Annotated in this window: 14 protein-coding genes; 7 read left to right on the top strand and 7 right to left on the bottom strand. The window is 62.5% G+C overall.

What is annotated here, in order from left to right:
* The first annotated feature begins 35 nt into the window (after positions 1 to 35).
* Positions 36 to 959, top strand: coding sequence for a pyridoxal-phosphate dependent enzyme (locus tag KCG87_RS12980; protein ID WP_210557605.1), 924 nt, complete (start codon positions 36 to 38; stop codon positions 957 to 959).
* Positions 960 to 1,084: 125 nt separating this feature from the next.
* Here the strand turns inward: KCG87_RS12980 and KCG87_RS12975 are convergent, their stop codons facing one another.
* From KCG87_RS12975 to KCG87_RS12965, 3 genes are all read right to left on the bottom strand, one after another.
* Positions 1,085 to 1,639, bottom strand: coding sequence for a cytochrome b (locus KCG87_RS12975; RefSeq protein ID WP_134785965.1), 555 nt, complete (start codon positions 1,637 to 1,639; stop codon positions 1,085 to 1,087).
* A gap of 193 nt (positions 1,640 to 1,832) precedes the next feature.
* Positions 1,833 to 2,660, bottom strand: coding sequence for a phosphonoacetaldehyde hydrolase (gene phnX / locus KCG87_RS12970; protein ID WP_134785966.1), 828 nt, complete (start codon positions 2,658 to 2,660; stop codon positions 1,833 to 1,835).
* A gap of 143 nt (positions 2,661 to 2,803) precedes the next feature.
* Positions 2,804 to 3,913, bottom strand: coding sequence for a 2-aminoethylphosphonate--pyruvate transaminase (locus KCG87_RS12965; RefSeq protein WP_210557607.1), 1,110 nt, complete (start codon positions 3,911 to 3,913; stop codon positions 2,804 to 2,806).
* Positions 3,914 to 4,026: 113 nt separating this feature from the next.
* Between KCG87_RS12965 and KCG87_RS12960 the strand changes: the two genes are divergently transcribed.
* The gene (locus KCG87_RS12960) at positions 4,027 to 4,887 is read left to right on the top strand and encodes a LysR substrate-binding domain-containing protein (RefSeq protein ID WP_210557608.1); all 861 of its coding nucleotides are present in this window, start codon (positions 4,027 to 4,029) and stop codon (positions 4,885 to 4,887) included.
* Between the two features lie 121 nt (positions 4,888 to 5,008).
* On the opposite strand, the gene KCG87_RS12955 is transcribed toward KCG87_RS12960, so the two are convergent.
* Positions 5,009 to 5,881 (bottom strand): LysR family transcriptional regulator, encoded by an 873-nt coding sequence (locus KCG87_RS12955; protein ID WP_096795687.1) that lies wholly within the window; start codon positions 5,879 to 5,881, stop codon positions 5,009 to 5,011.
* Positions 5,882 to 6,151: 270 nt separating this feature from the next.
* On the opposite strand from KCG87_RS12955, the gene KCG87_RS12950 reads away from it, so the two are divergent.
* Positions 6,152 to 7,477 (top strand): MFS transporter, encoded by a 1,326-nt coding sequence (locus KCG87_RS12950; protein ID WP_027614598.1) that lies wholly within the window; start codon positions 6,152 to 6,154, stop codon positions 7,475 to 7,477.
* 71 nt (positions 7,478 to 7,548) lie between these two features.
* A complete protein-coding gene (locus tag KCG87_RS12945; protein WP_210557610.1) occupies positions 7,549 to 8,940 on the top strand; it encodes an FAD-dependent oxidoreductase in 1,392 nt (463 codons plus the stop codon).
* Between the two features lie 666 nt (positions 8,941 to 9,606).
* On the opposite strand, the gene tssI is transcribed toward KCG87_RS12945, so the two are convergent.
* Complete coding sequence (tssI, locus tag KCG87_RS12940) at positions 9,607 to 10,992, bottom strand: type VI secretion system tip protein TssI/VgrG (protein WP_210557612.1); 1,386 nt, start codon at positions 10,990 to 10,992, stop codon at positions 9,607 to 9,609.
* Positions 10,993 to 11,211: 219 nt separating this feature from the next.
* Between tssI and KCG87_RS12935 the strand changes: the two genes are divergently transcribed.
* Positions 11,212 to 11,916: a YebC/PmpR family DNA-binding transcriptional regulator gene (locus tag KCG87_RS12935; RefSeq protein WP_027614601.1), complete on the top strand. Its 705-nt coding sequence runs from the start codon at positions 11,212 to 11,214 to the stop codon at positions 11,914 to 11,916.
* Positions 11,917 to 12,040: 124 nt separating this feature from the next.
* Here KCG87_RS12935 and KCG87_RS12930 read toward each other — a convergent pair whose 3' ends face one another.
* Together KCG87_RS12930 and zapE are read right to left on the bottom strand one after the other, a co-directional pair.
* Entirely contained in the window at positions 12,041 to 13,354 is a 1,314-nt protein-coding gene (locus KCG87_RS12930) for a leucine-rich repeat-containing protein kinase family protein (RefSeq protein ID WP_210557614.1), read from the bottom strand.
* A 202-nt stretch (positions 13,355 to 13,556) separates the two neighbouring features.
* The gene (gene zapE / locus KCG87_RS12925) at positions 13,557 to 14,678 is read right to left on the bottom strand and encodes a cell division protein ZapE (protein ID WP_210557616.1); all 1,122 of its coding nucleotides are present in this window, start codon (positions 14,676 to 14,678) and stop codon (positions 13,557 to 13,559) included.
* Between the two features lie 287 nt (positions 14,679 to 14,965).
* Between zapE and KCG87_RS12920 the strand changes: the two genes are divergently transcribed.
* Entirely contained in the window at positions 14,966 to 15,487 is a 522-nt protein-coding gene (locus tag KCG87_RS12920; RefSeq protein WP_097088184.1) for a spore coat U domain-containing protein, read from the top strand.
* Between the two features lie 104 nt (positions 15,488 to 15,591).
* The gene (locus KCG87_RS12915) at positions 15,592 to 16,125 is read left to right on the top strand and encodes a spore coat U domain-containing protein (RefSeq protein WP_096795681.1); all 534 of its coding nucleotides are present in this window, start codon (positions 15,592 to 15,594) and stop codon (positions 16,123 to 16,125) included.
* The last annotated feature ends 9 nt before the right edge of the window (positions 16,126 to 16,134 follow it).

The following is a 16,134-nucleotide window of genomic DNA, read 5'->3' as shown; positions in this document are numbered from 1 at the left end:
AGAATGCCGGCTCTGCCTCGAATGATCAGTCGCCCATGCTTCTTCCTCCCGCCAACTGGCTACCCCAAGCCCCCCTCGAATTGCTTCAACTCGACTGGCTCACCAACGCCGGAATCGAGGTCGCGATCCTGCGTCTGGACCAGATCGACCCGCTGATCAGCGGCAACAAATGGTTCAAACTCACCGAACACCTCAAGGCTGCCGACCGCGCCGGCGCGCAGGGCATCATCAGCCTTGGTGGCGCGCATTCCAATCATCTGCATGCGCTGGCCGCGGCTGGCAAGCGTCTGGGTTTCGAAACCGTTGGGCTCTTGCGTGGCCATCCACAGCAGACGCCCACGGTTGAGGACCTGCAGGCGTTCGGCATGCAACTGCACTGGCTCGGTTACGGTGGCTATCGGGCGCGGCATGAGCCCGGATTCTGGGAGCCTTGGCAGGCGCAGTTCCCGAATCTGCACGCAGTGCCAGAGGGTGGCGGCGGATTGGCCGGTGCCTTGGGCTGCAAAGCGCTCAAGGAGCAGGTGATCACGCAACTGAACAATCTGGGCTGGAGCGATTTCCACGGCTGGTGGCTGGCCTGCGGCACCGGGACGACCCTGGCGGGGCTGGTGCTCGCCGAGGCGGGTGCACATCCGGTGTACGGCGCTCTGGCGGTGCCCGAGGATCATGGCGTGGCACCGCAGGTTGAGGCGATTGTTCAGGAGTCGGGGCTTGCTGTGGCGGACTACGCGTTGTTCGACGCGAGCCGCGGTGGGTTCGCCAAGGTCGATCCGGTGTTGCTTGAGTTCATCGAGAGCACTGAGCGCAGTAGCGGCGTTCCGCTGGAGCCGCTGTACACCGGCAAAGCGTTATTGGCGCTGAAGCAGCAGGTTGAAGCGGGCAGGTTCGAGCACGGCACACGGCTGATCTTCGTGCATACCGGTGGCTTGCAGGGGCGCCGCGGATTCACCAGGATTTAGCGTGAATGGTTTTGTAGCGAGGGGATTCATCCCCGATGGGCGGCGCAGCAGCCCTTTCTTTCAGGGCCGCTACGCGCCCCATCGGGGATGAATCCCCTCACCACAAGCATGGACAAAACTGGGCCTCAGCGTTCCGCGCGCTTGGGCATCATCCGCAGCAACGTGTTATCGCCCACCACATAATGGTGATACAGCCCCGCCAGCGCATGCAGGCCGATCAGCCAGTAGCCGATATTGCCGATCAACACATGCCAGTGCTCCACCTGCTTGGCGAATGCCTTGTCTTCATGAACCAGCAACGGCAGATCGAAACCGTAGAACATCACCTGATGCCCCTCGGCGCTGGTAATCAGCCAGCCAAGAATCGGCATGCTGATCATGAACAGGTACAACAACCAGTGCATCACCCGCGCCAGCAGGGTTTGCCACTGCGGCGAGGCCGGGAAGATTTTCGGTGCCGGGCCGATGCTGCGCGCTACGAGGCGAAACCACACCAGCACGAACACGGTCAGGCCGAGCATGTAGTGCACTTCGCGGATCAGCGAGCGGCCGCCACTGCCTTTGGGAAAAATCCCGCGCAACTCCATGCTGGCATACACCAGGATCAACAGGACCAGCATCAGCCAGTGCAGCAGCACGGACACGGTGCTGTAGCGGGATTCGGAACTTGTCCACGGCATACGGTGTTTCCTCACAGATCAGGGTCGCCACGTGCCGTTCTTGTGCGACGGCATGCTTTAACTGTAATCCGCTTTGGCGGATTTGCCTGAGGCTGATCGGAGTTTCACTGCGCTGACTCAAGGCTTCAGCCATAAAAAAACGCCAGCGTCGCGAAGACCCTGGCGTTTTTTGTTGTTTTGACAAAAGAAGCAATCAGCTCGATTGCGGCATTTCACCGTTGGCCAGACGCTTGTTGATGTCGGCAATCACTTCCGGCAGGTCGCTGATGGTGTCGATCATGTAATGCGGGCGCGAATCGGCGAACAGCGCGTGGATGCGTTTGCGTTCGCTGGCCAGTTCGTCGCTGCCCAGCGCCCGGTAGCCGGCGTAATCCAAGCCCAGCGCGTTGCCCGAGCAGATCAGCGCCACGGTCCACATCCCGGCGCGACGGCCTTCGAGGATGCCCGGCACGGTGTCGTCGATCTTCACGCAGGCCGCGACATCATCGATGCCCAACGCAATCACGTTGGCCAGGGCCTGGGCCGGCCATGGGCGACCGTTCGGCACTTCGTCGGTAGCGACCACGTGGTCGGCAACGTAGCCGTTAGTGGCAGCGAGGGCCACGACCTTGTCCATTACCAGTTTCGGGTAGCCGGAGCAGGAACCGATCTTGATCCCTTGCTGGCGCAGGTTGGCGATGGTTTCCAGTGCGCCGGGAATCAGCGCCGAGTGCTCGGCGATCTTCTCGATCTGCAGCGGCATGAAGCGGTTGTAGATCGCGGTCACGTCATCGTCGGTCGGGGTGCGGCCGAACGCTTTGCGATAACGCTCAGCGACCTGCGGTTGGTCGCACAGGGTACGAATGTGGTCCCACTTGCCCATGCCCATCGGGCCACGGGCCTCTTCGATGGACACCTGCACATCGAATTCGGCGAAGGCTTCGACGAAGATCTGCGTTGGCGCGAACGAGCCGAAATCGACCACGGTGCCGGCCCAGTCGAGGATGGCGGCTTGCAGTTTGCTTGGGTTGGTGTAGTTCATGGCAATCAATTCCTGAGTTGGCAATACGGTTCAAAACTGTGGGAGCGGGCTTGCTCGCGAATGCGGCGGCACATTCAACATTGATGGCGGCTGACACTCCGCCTTCGCGAGCAAGCCCGCTCCCACAGGGGATTAGTGGTGTTTCAGATATCGAGGACTTCCATCTCGCGCAGCACTTCACCCACTGCCGCCACGGCCTGGCGCATTTCGTCCGGGTTGACGTGGCCGATGCAGCCGACGCGGAAGGTTTCGACCTGGGTCAGTTTGCCGGGGTAGAGGATGTAACCCTTGGCCTTGACCCGTTCGTAGAAGTCCTTGAACTGGTAACGCGGGTCTTGCGGGGCATGGAAGGTGGCGATGATCGGGGCCTGGATCGCTGCCGGCAGGAAGCTGCGCAGCCCGAGCTTGCCCATCTCTTCCATCAACGCCTGACAGTTGGCGGCGTAGCGCGCATGCCGCGCGGGCAGGCCACCTTCTTCGTTGTATTGCAGCAGCGCTTCGTGCAGCGCCGCGACCACATGAGTCGGCGGAGTGAAGCGCCACTGGCCGGTCTTCTGCATATACGTGTGCTGGTCATACAGGTCCATCGCCAGCGAATGCGAGTTGCCGGCCGCTGCTGCCAGCGATTCCTTGCGGGCGAAAACAAAACCCATCCCCGGCACACCTTCCAGGCACTTGCCGGAAGCGGCGATCAGCGCATCGAACGGGACTTTTTGCGCGTCCACCGGCAACGCGCCGAACGAGCTCATGGCATCGATGATCAGGCGCTTGCCGTGTTGCTGCACGACGTCGGCGATTTCCGGCAACGGGTTGAGGATGCCGGTGCTGGTTTCGCAGTGGATCAGCGCGACATGGCTGATGTCGCCATCGGCGCGCAGCAGGCGGTCGACGTCGGCGGCGGTGGTCGGTTCGTCTTCGGCGGTTTCGAAGGTGCTGAACGAGCGGCCGAGCACTTCGCAGATCTTCGCCAGACGCTTGCCGTAGGCACCGTTGATCAGCACCAGCACCTTGCCGTCACGCGGCACCAGCGTGCCGATGGCCGCTTCGACAGCGAAGGTGCCGCTGCCCTGCAATGGCACGCAGTGGTGAGTGGCGGAGCCATTGAGGATCGCCAGCAATTGCTCGCAGAGGCTGGCGGTCAGTTGATTGAAGCGGTCATCCCATGACCCCCAGTCGATCATCATTGCCTGGCGGGTGCGGGCCGACGTGGTCAACGGGCCGGGAGTGAGCAGGATGGGTGCGGCAGTACTCATTCGTGTGTCCTCGCGATAGCGCTGTGGGATGAAGCTACGGGGCATACGTTGCAATTCGGCGGTCTATCAATCAAATTGTTTGTTGTTATGCCAGCCATCAGTGAGGGTTATTCATGAATCTGTTCCAGCTGCGCGCCTTCGACGCCGTGGCCCGGGAAGGCAGCTTCACCCGCGCCGCGGCGCGCCTGTTCATCAGTCAGCCGGCGGTCACCGGACACATCAAGGCGCTGGAGGAGCACTACCAGATCACCTTGTTGCGTCGCACCGCACGCCGGGTGGAACTGACCGAGGAGGGCACCAAACTGGCGGCGATCACCCGCGCCATGTTCGGTCTGGCCGAAGAAGCCCAGACCCTGCTCGAAGCCAACCGCCAATTGCTCACCGGGCGCCTCGAAGTGGCGGCGGACGGTCCGCACATGGTCATGCCGATGCTCGCCAGCCTGCGTGCGCGCTATCCTGGAATCACGGTGAACCTGCGTCTGGGCAATGCGCAGGAAACCCTCGCCGCGCTGTTGTCCGAGCATGCGGACGTGGCGGTGCTGACCGAGGTCGAACCGCGCAAGGGCCTGCATCTGCAAGCGTTGAGCGAATCGCGGATATGTGCGCTGGTGCCGGCGGCGCATGCGTGGGCGCAGCGTGCCGGCGAAGTGAAGCTCAAGGAGCTGGATCAGGTGATCATGGTGTTGCGCGAGCCGAGTTCGATCACCCGGCGCACCTTTGATCAGGCCTGCAATCAGGCGGCGGTGCATCCGCGAGTGTTGCTGGAGCTGGACAGCCGTGAGGCGGTGACCGAAGCGGTGGCGGCGGAGCTGGGGGTGGGTGTGGTGTCGTCGGTGGAGGTCAGCCATGACCCGAGGGTGGTGGCGATTCCGATTGTCGGCGACGGGTTGGTCAATCGGCACATGATTGGCTGCATGGAGCGGCGGCGGGAGTTGCGCCTGATTCAGGCGTTCTTCGGTCTGGCGACAGTCTGACAATTCGCGTCGCCTCATTCGCGAGCAAGCTCGCTCCCACAGGTATTGTGGCGTGTACATAATGTGTGAACGACCGAGAACCCTGTGGGAGCGAGCTTGCTCGCGAAGGGGCCAGACCGGTTTACCCAAGACTCTCGCGAACCATATCGAGAAATGTCGCCACCACCCGCCGCGAACTCTGCTCGCGCAAGCACACCAACGTCTCGGTCAACCGCCGGGTGCAATCGGTGATCGGCAACGCACACACCCGCGAATCCGCGCCAAACTCCGCCGCCGACACCACCCCCACACCGATCCCCACCACCACCGCCTCGCGCGCGGCTTCCCGGCCCTCGACCTGGATTGCCGGACGAATGCGAAAACCGGCGCGGGCCATTTCTTCTTCCAGAGTCTGGCGGGTTACCGAGCCGTGCTCGCGCAGCACCAGAGGCGTGTCATCGAGATCGGCCAGACAGATCGACTCGCGCTCGGCCCACGGGTGATGGCGCGAGACGAACGCCACCATCGGGTCGTTGCGTAGCGGCACGCACAGCAGACGTTCATCAGTGACATCGCGCCCGAGCAGCGCCAGATCGGCCTGATAGTTGAACAGGCGAAACAGCGATTCATCGGTGTTACCGGTCTCGATCTTCACGCTGATCCCCGGATACCGCTCGCAGAACCGCGCGATTTGCGGCAGCACGTGTATCGGTGCGTCCACTGCGAGAATCAGGCTGCCAGTCTGCAACGCCTGGGATTCCTGCAGCAGTTCCTGGGCTTCAGCCTCGATCACAAACAGCCGCTGAGTAATCGCCAGCAGCCGCTCACCGAGATCGGTCAGGCGCACCGAACGCTTGTTGCGATGGAACAGCAACACACCAAAACGCTCTTCGAGTTTGCGCACCTGGTCGGAAATTGCCGGTTGCGTGAGAAAAAGCCGTTCGGCGGCTTTGGTAAAGCTTCCATGGACGGCCACGGCGTGGAAGGCTTTGAGCTGGGCGTGGGACACCGACATGCAGCCTCCAGTAACAAGCTGAGCTTATGTGTGAAATACGATAAATCGATTTTATTTATTAAACAGTAATTGCTTTGATCCGCTCACGCCAGCGCTGACTGTCCGCTCGGGCAGCAGCGTCGGCGATGAGCCTGTGCGTGCAACAACAGGACTCATCTGACCGCTATCGCCATCAGGGATGGGGCGCTGGCGCAGTGCTCAACAATAAAAAACACAGGCGTTTACTTAACGATTCTGCCGGCACACTCACACCCTGAGGTCAGAACCACAATGAACAAGCACATCGGCACCATTGCGCGTTGGCGCATGCAGATTTTCGCTGTCACCTGGCTCGCGTACGCCGCTTTCTATTTCACCCGCAAAGCGTTTTCGGTGGCCAAACTGGGCATCGCCGAAGACCCGACCTTCATGCTCGACAAGATGGCCATGGCCAACCTCGATGCGATCTATCTGGCGGCCTACGCCATCGGCCAATTCACCTGGGGCATGCTTGCCGACCGTTTCGGCCCGAGGGTCGTGGTGCTTGGCGGGCTGCTGATTTCCGCTGGTGCGGCATTGGTGATGGGCAGTTTCGCGACCTTGCCGATCTTCGCCACTTGCATGCTGATCCAGGGGCTGGCGCAGTCCACCGGCTGGTCGGGATTGTGTAAAAACCTTGGGAGTTTCTTCCCGGCGCAGCAGCGTGGGCGGGTGCTCGGATTGTGGAGCTCCTGCTATGCGTTTGGCGGTCTGGTGGCCTCGCCGTTCGCCGGCTGGTGGGCGTATACGCTGATGGGCACCTGGCACGCGGCGTTCATTTCCAGCGCGGCAGTGGTCGCGGTGGTGGCGCTGTTGTTCTTCATTTTTCAGCGCAACAAACCGGAAGACGTCGGCCTGCCGGCGGTGGAACCGGAGCCGGAACTCAGTGCCGCGGAAACCGAAGCCAACAGCAAGCTCAGCGTCTGGGAGCCGTTGAAGGAAATCCTGCGCAACCGCACGGTGCTGGTGCTGGGCCTGGCGTATTTCATGTTGAAACCGGCGCGTTACGCGATTCTGTTGTGGGGCCCGGTGATCGTCTTTGAGCAGATGCCAAGTGTCGGCAAGGTCGGCGCGGCGATCATTCCCACCTCGTTCGAACTGGCCGGGTTGCTCGGGCCGATCATGATCGGTCTGGCCTCGGACAAACTGTTCGGCGCCCGGCGCATGCCGGCCTGCGTCCTCAGTCTGCTGGCACTGACCGTAACGTTGGCGCTGTTCATGGGCGCGTTGCACACCGGCAGCGTGATGCTGGTGGTGGCGCTGCTGTTCGTCATGGGCCTGACCCTGTACGGGCCGGATTCGATGATCAGCGGCGCGGCCGCCATCGACTTCGGCAAGGCCAAGGCCGGCGCCACCGCGGCCGGTTTCGTCAACGGCTGCGGCTCGGTCGGTGCGGTGCTCGGCGGATTGCTGCCGGGTTACTTCGATTCGGTGACGGTGTTCATCGTCTTCGCCGGCTGCGCATTGTTCTCGGCGCTGGTGCTGATTCCGCACTGGAACAGCCGCCCGGTCGGGGTGATGGAACCGCGCGCGGCCATTCCCAATTGCCCGCTGACCATCAAACCCCTGCGTAACTGAAAACCCTCGCCTCGCGGCCTGCTGCGGCGTTCGCGGCAGGCTGTGTCGTGGCCATCTGACTGGAGAATCCCATGCGACCGTTTTGGCTCGAACAGGCCTTGCAGGCCGATCCATCCGCGACGTGTCCGCCGCTGCAAGGCGAAGTGCGCACCGACGTGTGCATCGTCGGCGGCGGCTACACCGGGTTGTGGACGGCGATCATGCTCAAGCAGCAGAACCCTGAACTCGACGTATTGCTGATCGAAGCCGACATCTGCGGCGCCGGTGCCAGTGGGCGCAACGGTGGTTGCGCGTTGTCGTGGTCGGCCAAGTATTTCACCCTCGAGCGCCTGTTCGGTGTCGAGGAGGCAGTGCGTCTGGTCAAGGAATCCGAGCGCAGCATCCACGCCATTGGCGAGTTCTGCGAACAGTACGGCGTCGATGCCGATTACCGCCTCGACGGCACGCTGTACACCGCCACCAACAAGGCGCAGGTCGGTTCGACCGACGCCGTGATCGCGGCGCTGGAGCGTAACGGCATCAACTCGTTCACGCAGCGCCCGGTGGCCGATGTGCAGCGCATGGCCGGTTCCAGCAAGCATCTGGAGGGCTGGTTCTCGCCAGCGGCGGCCAGTGTGCAGCCGGGCAAACTGGTACGCGGGCTGCGTCGGGTGGCGTTGCAACTGGGCGTGAAGATCCACGAGAACACGGCGATGACCGGCCTGGAGGAGGGCCGTCCGGCGCGTATTCACACCGCTGGGGGCTGCGTAATAGCCGACCGCGTGGTACTGGCGATGAACGCGTGGATGGCCCGCGCTTTTCCGCAGTTCGAACGCAGCGTGGCGATTGTCTCCAGTGACATGCTGATCACCGAGCCGCGCCCGGATCTGCTGCAGGAAATCGGTTTGACCAGCGGTGTCACGGTGCTCGATTCGCGGATTTTCGTGCACTACTACCACAACACGCCGGACGGCCGGATCATGCTTGGCAAGGGTGGTAACACGTTTGCGTATGGTGGGCGGATGTTGCCGGTGTTCGATCAGCCATCGCCCTATGCGGATTTGCTCAAGCGCAGTCTCGGCGACTTCTTCCCGGCGTTTGCCGATGTAAAGATCGACGCAACGTGGAACGGGCCGTCGGATCGATCGGTCACCGGGTTGCCGTTTTTCGGGCAGATGAGTGCCAGTGGCAATGTGTTTTATGGCTTTGGTTATTCCGGCAGTGGCGTCGGGCCGTGTCACATGGGCGGGCAGATTCTTGCCTCGTTGGTGCAGGGGCTCGATAACCCCTGGACTCGTTCGCCGTTGGTGAACGGGCCGCTGGGGTATTTTCCGCCGGAGCCGATTCGGTATCTGGGGTCGTTGATGGTGCGTAATGCGATTCGGCGCAAGGAGCGGGCTGAGGATCATGGGCGGCGGCCGCGGCATCTGGATGTGCGGTTGGCGAGGTTTGCGGCGGCGGCGGGGAAGGCTGACAAGGGGTGAATGGGGGCTTTGATTTATGGGGGCATATCCGTTGCTGCGGTAACGGCTGCTTAGGGTTCCGCCCTTACGGCGGGTCACTTTTGCAGACGCCCAAAAGTAACCAAAAGGCTGGGCCCCGGCGTACGGCCCTCGCTTAGGCTCGGGTTCCTTCGTTACGGGATTCATCCGGGGGGCAGCGCCTACGGTTTGCTTCGCTGCACCTCCTCTCGCTGTGTTTGGCTGCGCCAAAAGGTCGCTGCGCTCCCACCCCCGGATAAACCCCTCCACTCAGCCTGCCGATGGGGCCGGCACGGCAAGATCAAGAGCTTTCGGCGAGCTGACACTCGGCCATTTGAGTGGTGAAAAGCATGCGCTTGGCTTTAGCTCCCTGTGGGAGCTGGCCTGCCAGCGAAGGCGGCCTACGAGCCGACCCACCTCCAACAGCCCACACCCAATCCAACTGTGGGAGCTGGCTTGCCAGCGATAGCAATCTCCCAGCCGACCAATCTCCAACAGCTCACACCCAATCCACTGTGGGAGCGGGCTTGCTCGCGAAGGCGGCCTGCGAGCCGACCCACCTCCAACAGCCCGCACCCAATCCAACTGTGGGAGCTGGCTTGCCAGCGATAGCGACCTCACAACCACCCAGTTTCTTCCAGGTGTACTCAATGCCAATGTCTGCGGCGCTTAGGGATCGGCACCGTGCAGCAGCCAATCGAGCAACAGGCTGTTGTCGCGCGGTGGTGGTGTTTCACTCGGTGGCGCAGGGCGTGGGTTGGCGAGGCACAGGATCGGTCGATCCGGGTCGCTGTCGAGGAAGCTGACCCACACCTCACTGCCGGCGCGGGGCAACTGGCGGGTGGCGAGCCGGCCGGCGCCGGTCAGTGCGATTGGCAGCCACAGGCATGCAGACTCAGTTGTCTGCGCCGGCCAGAGGTTGACGCCGATGCGCCCGCGATCATCCAGTTGCGCGGGCTGGCCGGGCGATCCCAGCACTTGTGCCAGATGGTAGCCGCCGATGTTCGGGCGCGGCTGTGCCAATGGCGGGCGAAAATCGCTTGACCAGGGCAGGGCAGTGAAGTCGTTTCGATAGCGATGCACATCAGTGGTCGGGTCGAGGATCGAGGGGTGCTGGCCCTGGTGATGCAGTTCGGTGATCAGCCATTGTTCATTGAAGGTATTGATCGGATGCTCGCTGATCTGTAACAGATGCCCGCTGCGCAACGCGCTGCAATCGCAGTTGCCCCGGATCGAGCGCGACTGACAGCGCTGGCGCTGCAGATGGCGACGGCTGCGTTGTTCGGCGTGACGCTGTTCGCCCGACAGGTTCTGCGGTGCGAGTGCGGGCAAGGGATGGTTGGCCGCGTCGGTGGCGATGGCCTCCTGCCCGCGGTTGCGAATGCCGTGCGCAGCCATCACCGGTGGCGCGTCATGGCGCTGAAACAGCGTGCTGACGCGCGGTGATGGTGTGTCGTCGGTGATGCCAAACGGCACCGGCAACGGTTCCTGCGGCAGGCTGAGGTTGTCATCGGCAAACACCAGCACATGCCCGTTCGGGTGATGCTCGAAGTGATAGTGGATGCCTTCCTCCTCACACAGCCGTTGCACGAAGGCCAGGTCACTTTCTTCGTACTGGATGCAAAAGGGCCGCGGCGGGTATTGGCCGACGCTCATTTCGATCCGGTAACTGTCCGCCGGCAACTCATGCTCGCCGAGCAATTGCGCGAGGATCGTCGGCACGCTCGTTTGCACGAAGACCCGGCGCCGGGGCGGCTGGTCCAGACTCAGCAGCAGCGGGACGAGGATCAGCCGGTAGCCGATGCGGTGGCTGGCGCGATGCTCGCAACTGACGCTGTGGATCAGACCGTGGATCCCGTGATCGGCGCCCAGGCGCAGGAACGCCGGTTGGCGCAGCAGACTGCCTGGGGGCAACGCCGGTGCCAGACCGATCATTTCAATCTCGAAGCGAAACGGCTGATTGAGTGCTTCCTTGCCACTGAAACGCAAGACCGGCAGGCACAGCGGGCCGTCGATCAGGGTCAGGGTGAACGGGCTTTCCTTATCATTGAGCATTCGTACGGGCTCTGTGGGCAATACGGACGGCAGAGGGTACGAAAACGCGAGCACGAATGGTCATGGCTGGTGGGCTTTTCAGAATCGCCCTACAAGTCGTGGTGACGATGTCGATTCAACAATGATTTTTTTGGTCGATTGCCGACTTTAGGCCGTATAAACTTGGCGCCACGCGTCGGCCAATAGATGTCTCGGCGCCACAGATCAAGAGAGTGAGTAATGGGCGCACAGTGGAAGGTTAAACACAAAGAAGCGGCAGCCAACGCCAAGGGCAAGATCTTCGGCAAACTGGTGAAAGAAATCACCATCGCTGCCCGCAACGGTGCCGATACCGCCACCAACGCACACCTGCGTCTGGTGGTCGAGCAGGCCAAGAAAGCCTCGATGCCCAAGGAAACCCTGGACCGCGCCATCAAGAAAGGCGCCGGCCTGCTGGGCGAAACCGTGCAGTACCACCGCGTGACGTACGAAGGTTTCGCACCGCATCAGGTTCCGTTGATCGTCGAGTGCGTCACTGACAACATCAACCGCACCGTCGCGGAAATCCGCGTGGCGTTCCGCAAGGGTCAACTGGGCGCTTCCGGTTCGGTGGCCTGGGACTTCAACCACGTCGGCATGATCGAAGCGTCGCCGGACACCCCGGACGCCGATCCGGAAATGGCCGCGATCGAGGCCGGAGCCCAGGACTTCGAGCCGGGCGAAGAGGGCGCGACCCTGTTCCTGACCGATCCGACCGACCTCGACGCCGTGCAGAAAGCCCTGCCTGAGCAAGGCTTCACGGTGCTGTCGGCCAAACTCGGCTACCAGCCGAAGAACCCGGTCAGCGGCCTGAGCGCCGAGCAGATGGCTGAAGTTGAAGCGTTCCTCGAAGGCCTCGACAACCACGACGACGTGCAGGACATGTTTGTCGGTCTGGCGGGCTGATTTGCTGCAAAGATAAACTGTGGCGAGGGAGCTTGCTCCCGCTCGGCTGCGCGGCAGTCGTTGTTTTTGGGACGGCTTTGCCGTCCAGCGGGAGCAAGCTCCCTCGCCACAGGATTTGCGTCAGTTACAGCGTTTCCAGCATCTCAATCACTTCGCCAAACCCCGGCCGCGCCAGCACGTCCGGCTGACAGCAACGCTGTTCCAGCGCCTCCAGCACCTCGCGCTGTTCATCGCTCAACCCCGAGTCGACGCGCGCCAGCAATTCCCCGAGCAGAACCCCGAACGCCCGCACTTCGATGCGTTGCAGTGCCCGGGTTTCCAGGTTGTCGGTGGTGGCATGGAACGACGCCGCGCCGAAATCCCCGAGCAAGCAATCGCCCTGATCGTTCAGCAGAATGTTGTGGCCGTAGAGGTCGCCGTGGGTGATGCCCTGTTGATGCAAGTGCTCGGCCGCCGAAGCGATGCCCTTGGCAATGTTCAGCGCCACTTCGGCACTGAAGCGGCAGTCCTCGGCATACACATCCCGCGAGCAGCTCGCCAGGCTCGGCAATGCCGCCAGGTTGCGAAAGCTTGGGTCGATCAGTTGCATCACCAGCCCCTGTTGGCCATCGGGATGCCCGTGAATACGGCCTTCCACGCGGATCAGGTTCGGGTGCAGGCCGGCGGTAATGCAGGCATTCATTTCGTGCAGCGGCGAACCGTCGCTGGTCATTTCACCTTTATAGAGCTTCACCGCGACCGGCACCTGCGAGCCGTCGGCGCGCTGCCACTGCGCCCGGGAAATCACCCCCGAGGCGCCTTCGCCCAGGCGCTGTTCCAGACGCAGCGCCGACCAGTCGATCAGCGGCGTGGCTTCCAGCGCGGCGGCATCGGCTTCGGTTTCCAGCGAATTGCCGGCATACGCCAGCCAGGTCAGGCTCGGCAGGGTCAGCAGCCACTGCGGCAGTTCACGCATCTGGTTGGCGGCGATGCGGATCAGCTCCAGGCGATGGCACTGGCTCATTGAGGCGGGCAGCGCTTGCAGGCGATTCCCGGCCAGCAGCAGTTTTTGCAGATACGGGCGCTCACCCAGTTCGACGGGCAGGCTTTCGATGCAGTTGTCGGTCAGGATCAACCAGCGCAGCAGCGGCGGCAGTGCTGCGCCTGGCACGTGGCTGATGCGGTTGGCCTTGAAGCCGATCATCGTCAGCGCCGCGCATTTTCCGACGCATTCCGGCACCTCGGTGAAGTGGTTGTCCGAGCAAAACAGAATGCGCATCCTGGTCAGGCGGTGCAGATCATCGGGCAGACTGCTCAAGGCGTTGCCGCTGAGGTTGAGCACCTCCAGCGTATCGGCCAGTTCGAAAATCTCCCGGGGGAACTCGGTCAGGCCGCAAGACAGATCCAGCCGGGTAATGCCCGACAACTCGCCGGCGCGCAATTGAGCAAGGGTGTGCATGGGGATGTTCACTATCAAAGGAAAGAAGCGCCGGGCGCTCGGAATGGGCGACATGATAACGGCAAAGCCGGGATTTGCACTGAAGAACACTCTGATCCACTGTGGGAGCGAGCTTGCTCGCGAAGGCGTTCTGTCAGTCAGCGATTCGTCACTGACACTCCGCTTTCGCGAGCAAGCCCGCTCCCACAGGGGATCCGAGTTGTCAGTGGATTTCCTGCAACTGCCCCAGGCGACTGCGGGTGCGCGCCAGATCGATGGCATTCCCGCCAAGGGCCTCGCGCAGTGGCAAGCGGCTGAGCAGGGTCAGGTGCTTGTCCTGGTCGTAGAGCACGTCGATCAGGTTGATGAAGCGCTGTTGTGCGGCGATCGAGCACTCACCGAGTTCCGGCAGGTCGTCGATGATCCACTGGTCGAAACGCCGACACAGCTCCAGATAATCCATCACCGCTGTCGGTTGCTCGCACACGTCGCTGAAGGTGAAAGCGACCCGGCTGCCATCGCACAGGCGCGCCTGAACGTGTCGGCTGCCCACCGGCAACGCAATGGCCGGGGCACCTTCGGGCGGCAGGTTCAGCGCCTGGCGCTGGGTTGCGGTGGCTGGCCACACATAGTGGCCCTGCGTGAAAACCTGATGCGCATGGTTGCTCGCCTGGCTGCGGTAATCGTGCGGGCCGCCGACCTCCATCACTTGCATTCGGGCGTTGATCAATTCGATCACCGGTTTGAAGCGCGCATGATAGAGCGGGTTGGGCAGCAAGCCTTCCGGCGGATAGTTGGAAGTCACCAGCAGCAGAGTCCCGCGCTGGAACAAGGCCTTGAACAGGCGGGTGATGAGCATCGCATCGCCGATGTCATGCACATGAAATTCGTCGAAACACAGTACCCGGCAATCGGCTAACAGCTCGTCGAGGGTGACGCCGAGAGCGTCGTCCTGTTCGCGATGGTTAAACATGCCCTGATGCAACCGGGCAAAGAATTCATGGAAATGCACGCGCTGTTTCTGCGCGGTCGGCAGTGCCTGGAAAAAAACGTCGAGCAGCCAGCTCTTGCCGCGTCCGACCGCGCCATGCAGGTACAGGCTCGGCGGCATTTGCGGCTTGGCGCCGAACAACAGGCTGGCCTGCTGCGCCATGCAATCGATCACCCGCTGTTGGCTGTGGCTGAGGGTGTAACCCTGACTATGGGCCTTGTGCCGGAAATAGTCGCGGATCGACTGGGCATTCGCGTCATGCCCGGCATGCGCGGGCCGGCCCTTGGCGAACCAGCGGCGCAGCGCCGACCAGCGCAGGGTCAGTGGCGATCGTTTGGGCGCTCGTGAGGGCACAGTGCAGTCACTCCGTGTTCATCAGACCGGCGCCCGGGAGCGCGGCGCCGTAGTGTAACCAGAGGCTGCGCCCGGCTTCCATCGCGGCTCGTCGACTGTGGGCGATCACTGAACAGATTTGTGCGGGACGTACAGCTATTTTCAGCGATGTAATTCGCCGTGTTGCCAAACTTTCGAAACATATCCCGGCAGGACCATGGATCCAATCGACTGGCGGATTCGTCGTCCGTTGCTACCCTGAAACACAGTAACGTCATCCAGGATGTTCCCTCACAAGGAATGGGACAGTGATTGTACGTGTGGTGATGGGCCTGCTCGGGGTGCTTGGGGCCTCGGTGCATGCGGCGGATCTTCAGGTCGAAGTCCGCGTTGACGTGCAGCGTGGCTGCCAGTTGATCGGCCAGCAGCGCGAGGCGGGTATCGAACAATTGGGCGTGCTGGATTTCGGCAGTATTGCGCGTCTCGACGACCCGGCCGGGCCACTGGGTGCGGCGCTGACCAACCAACGGTTGCCACGTCTGGAATGCAACCCTGACACGCCGTATCAACTGCGGGTCGACGGTGGCCTGCATGGTGGCGTTGGCGAGGTTCGCTACATGGCGGGGGCGGCGGGGAGCCAGCCGATTCCATATCGGCTGTATCAGGACGCGGCGCGCCGGGTGCCGCTGGTGGTGAACGTGCCAGTCAGCGGCCGGGTGCCGGACACCGGCACGGTGGAGCTGCCGCTGTACGCGCGGATCGAGCGTCTGGCGCAGGTGCCGCAGGTCAGCCGCTATTCGGATCTGGTGAAAGTCACCGTGACCTGGTGAGTGCAGGATTTCAGGCAATCCGCTGGAGGCGGGTTGCGCAGGGAAGGGGCGTTCAATGCTGAACGCAAGGTACGCAGGCATCCTGAAGGAGTAGGACGGACGCAATGACAGGCAAGCACTGGATGGTTATCGCCACGGGTACGTTGCTGTTGCTCGCTGACGACGCACAGGCGGCGATCAGTGGGCAGATCAATGCGCGGCTGATCCTGATCGCCGGGTGCGAAGTCACCAACAGCGCCACCCCGGCGATCCCGGTGAGCAATCTGGGCACCCTCGATTTCGGTCAGCAGGGGCCGACCTGGAACGCGCCGATCAAGGCCAGTCTCGACGGCGACAGCAGCGGCAAGCTGAACGTCGCCTGCAATCCCTCGGTCACCGGTTTCACCGTCACCATCGACGGCGGCAGCCACGGTGACGGCACCACCCGCCGCCTGAGCAACGGGCGCCAGACCCTGCCTTATCAACTCTTTCTGGATGCCTCCGGCAGCCAACGCTACAGCATTGGCCAACAACACAATTTCGCTGTCACCAGCGGTGCGCAGATACCGATTCCGGTGTTTGGCACGGTGGTGGCGAATACCCGCGCGGTTCCGGCAGGTGTCTACACCGACACGCTGACGGTGACGCTCGACTGGTAACCCCGTAGA

The sequence above is a fragment of the Pseudomonas sp. MWU347 genome, from assembly GCF_017947305.1.
Taxonomy (GTDB): domain Bacteria; phylum Pseudomonadota; class Gammaproteobacteria; order Pseudomonadales; family Pseudomonadaceae; genus Aquipseudomonas; species Aquipseudomonas putida_A.
This window is presented reverse-complemented; position numbering and strand designations above follow the sequence as displayed.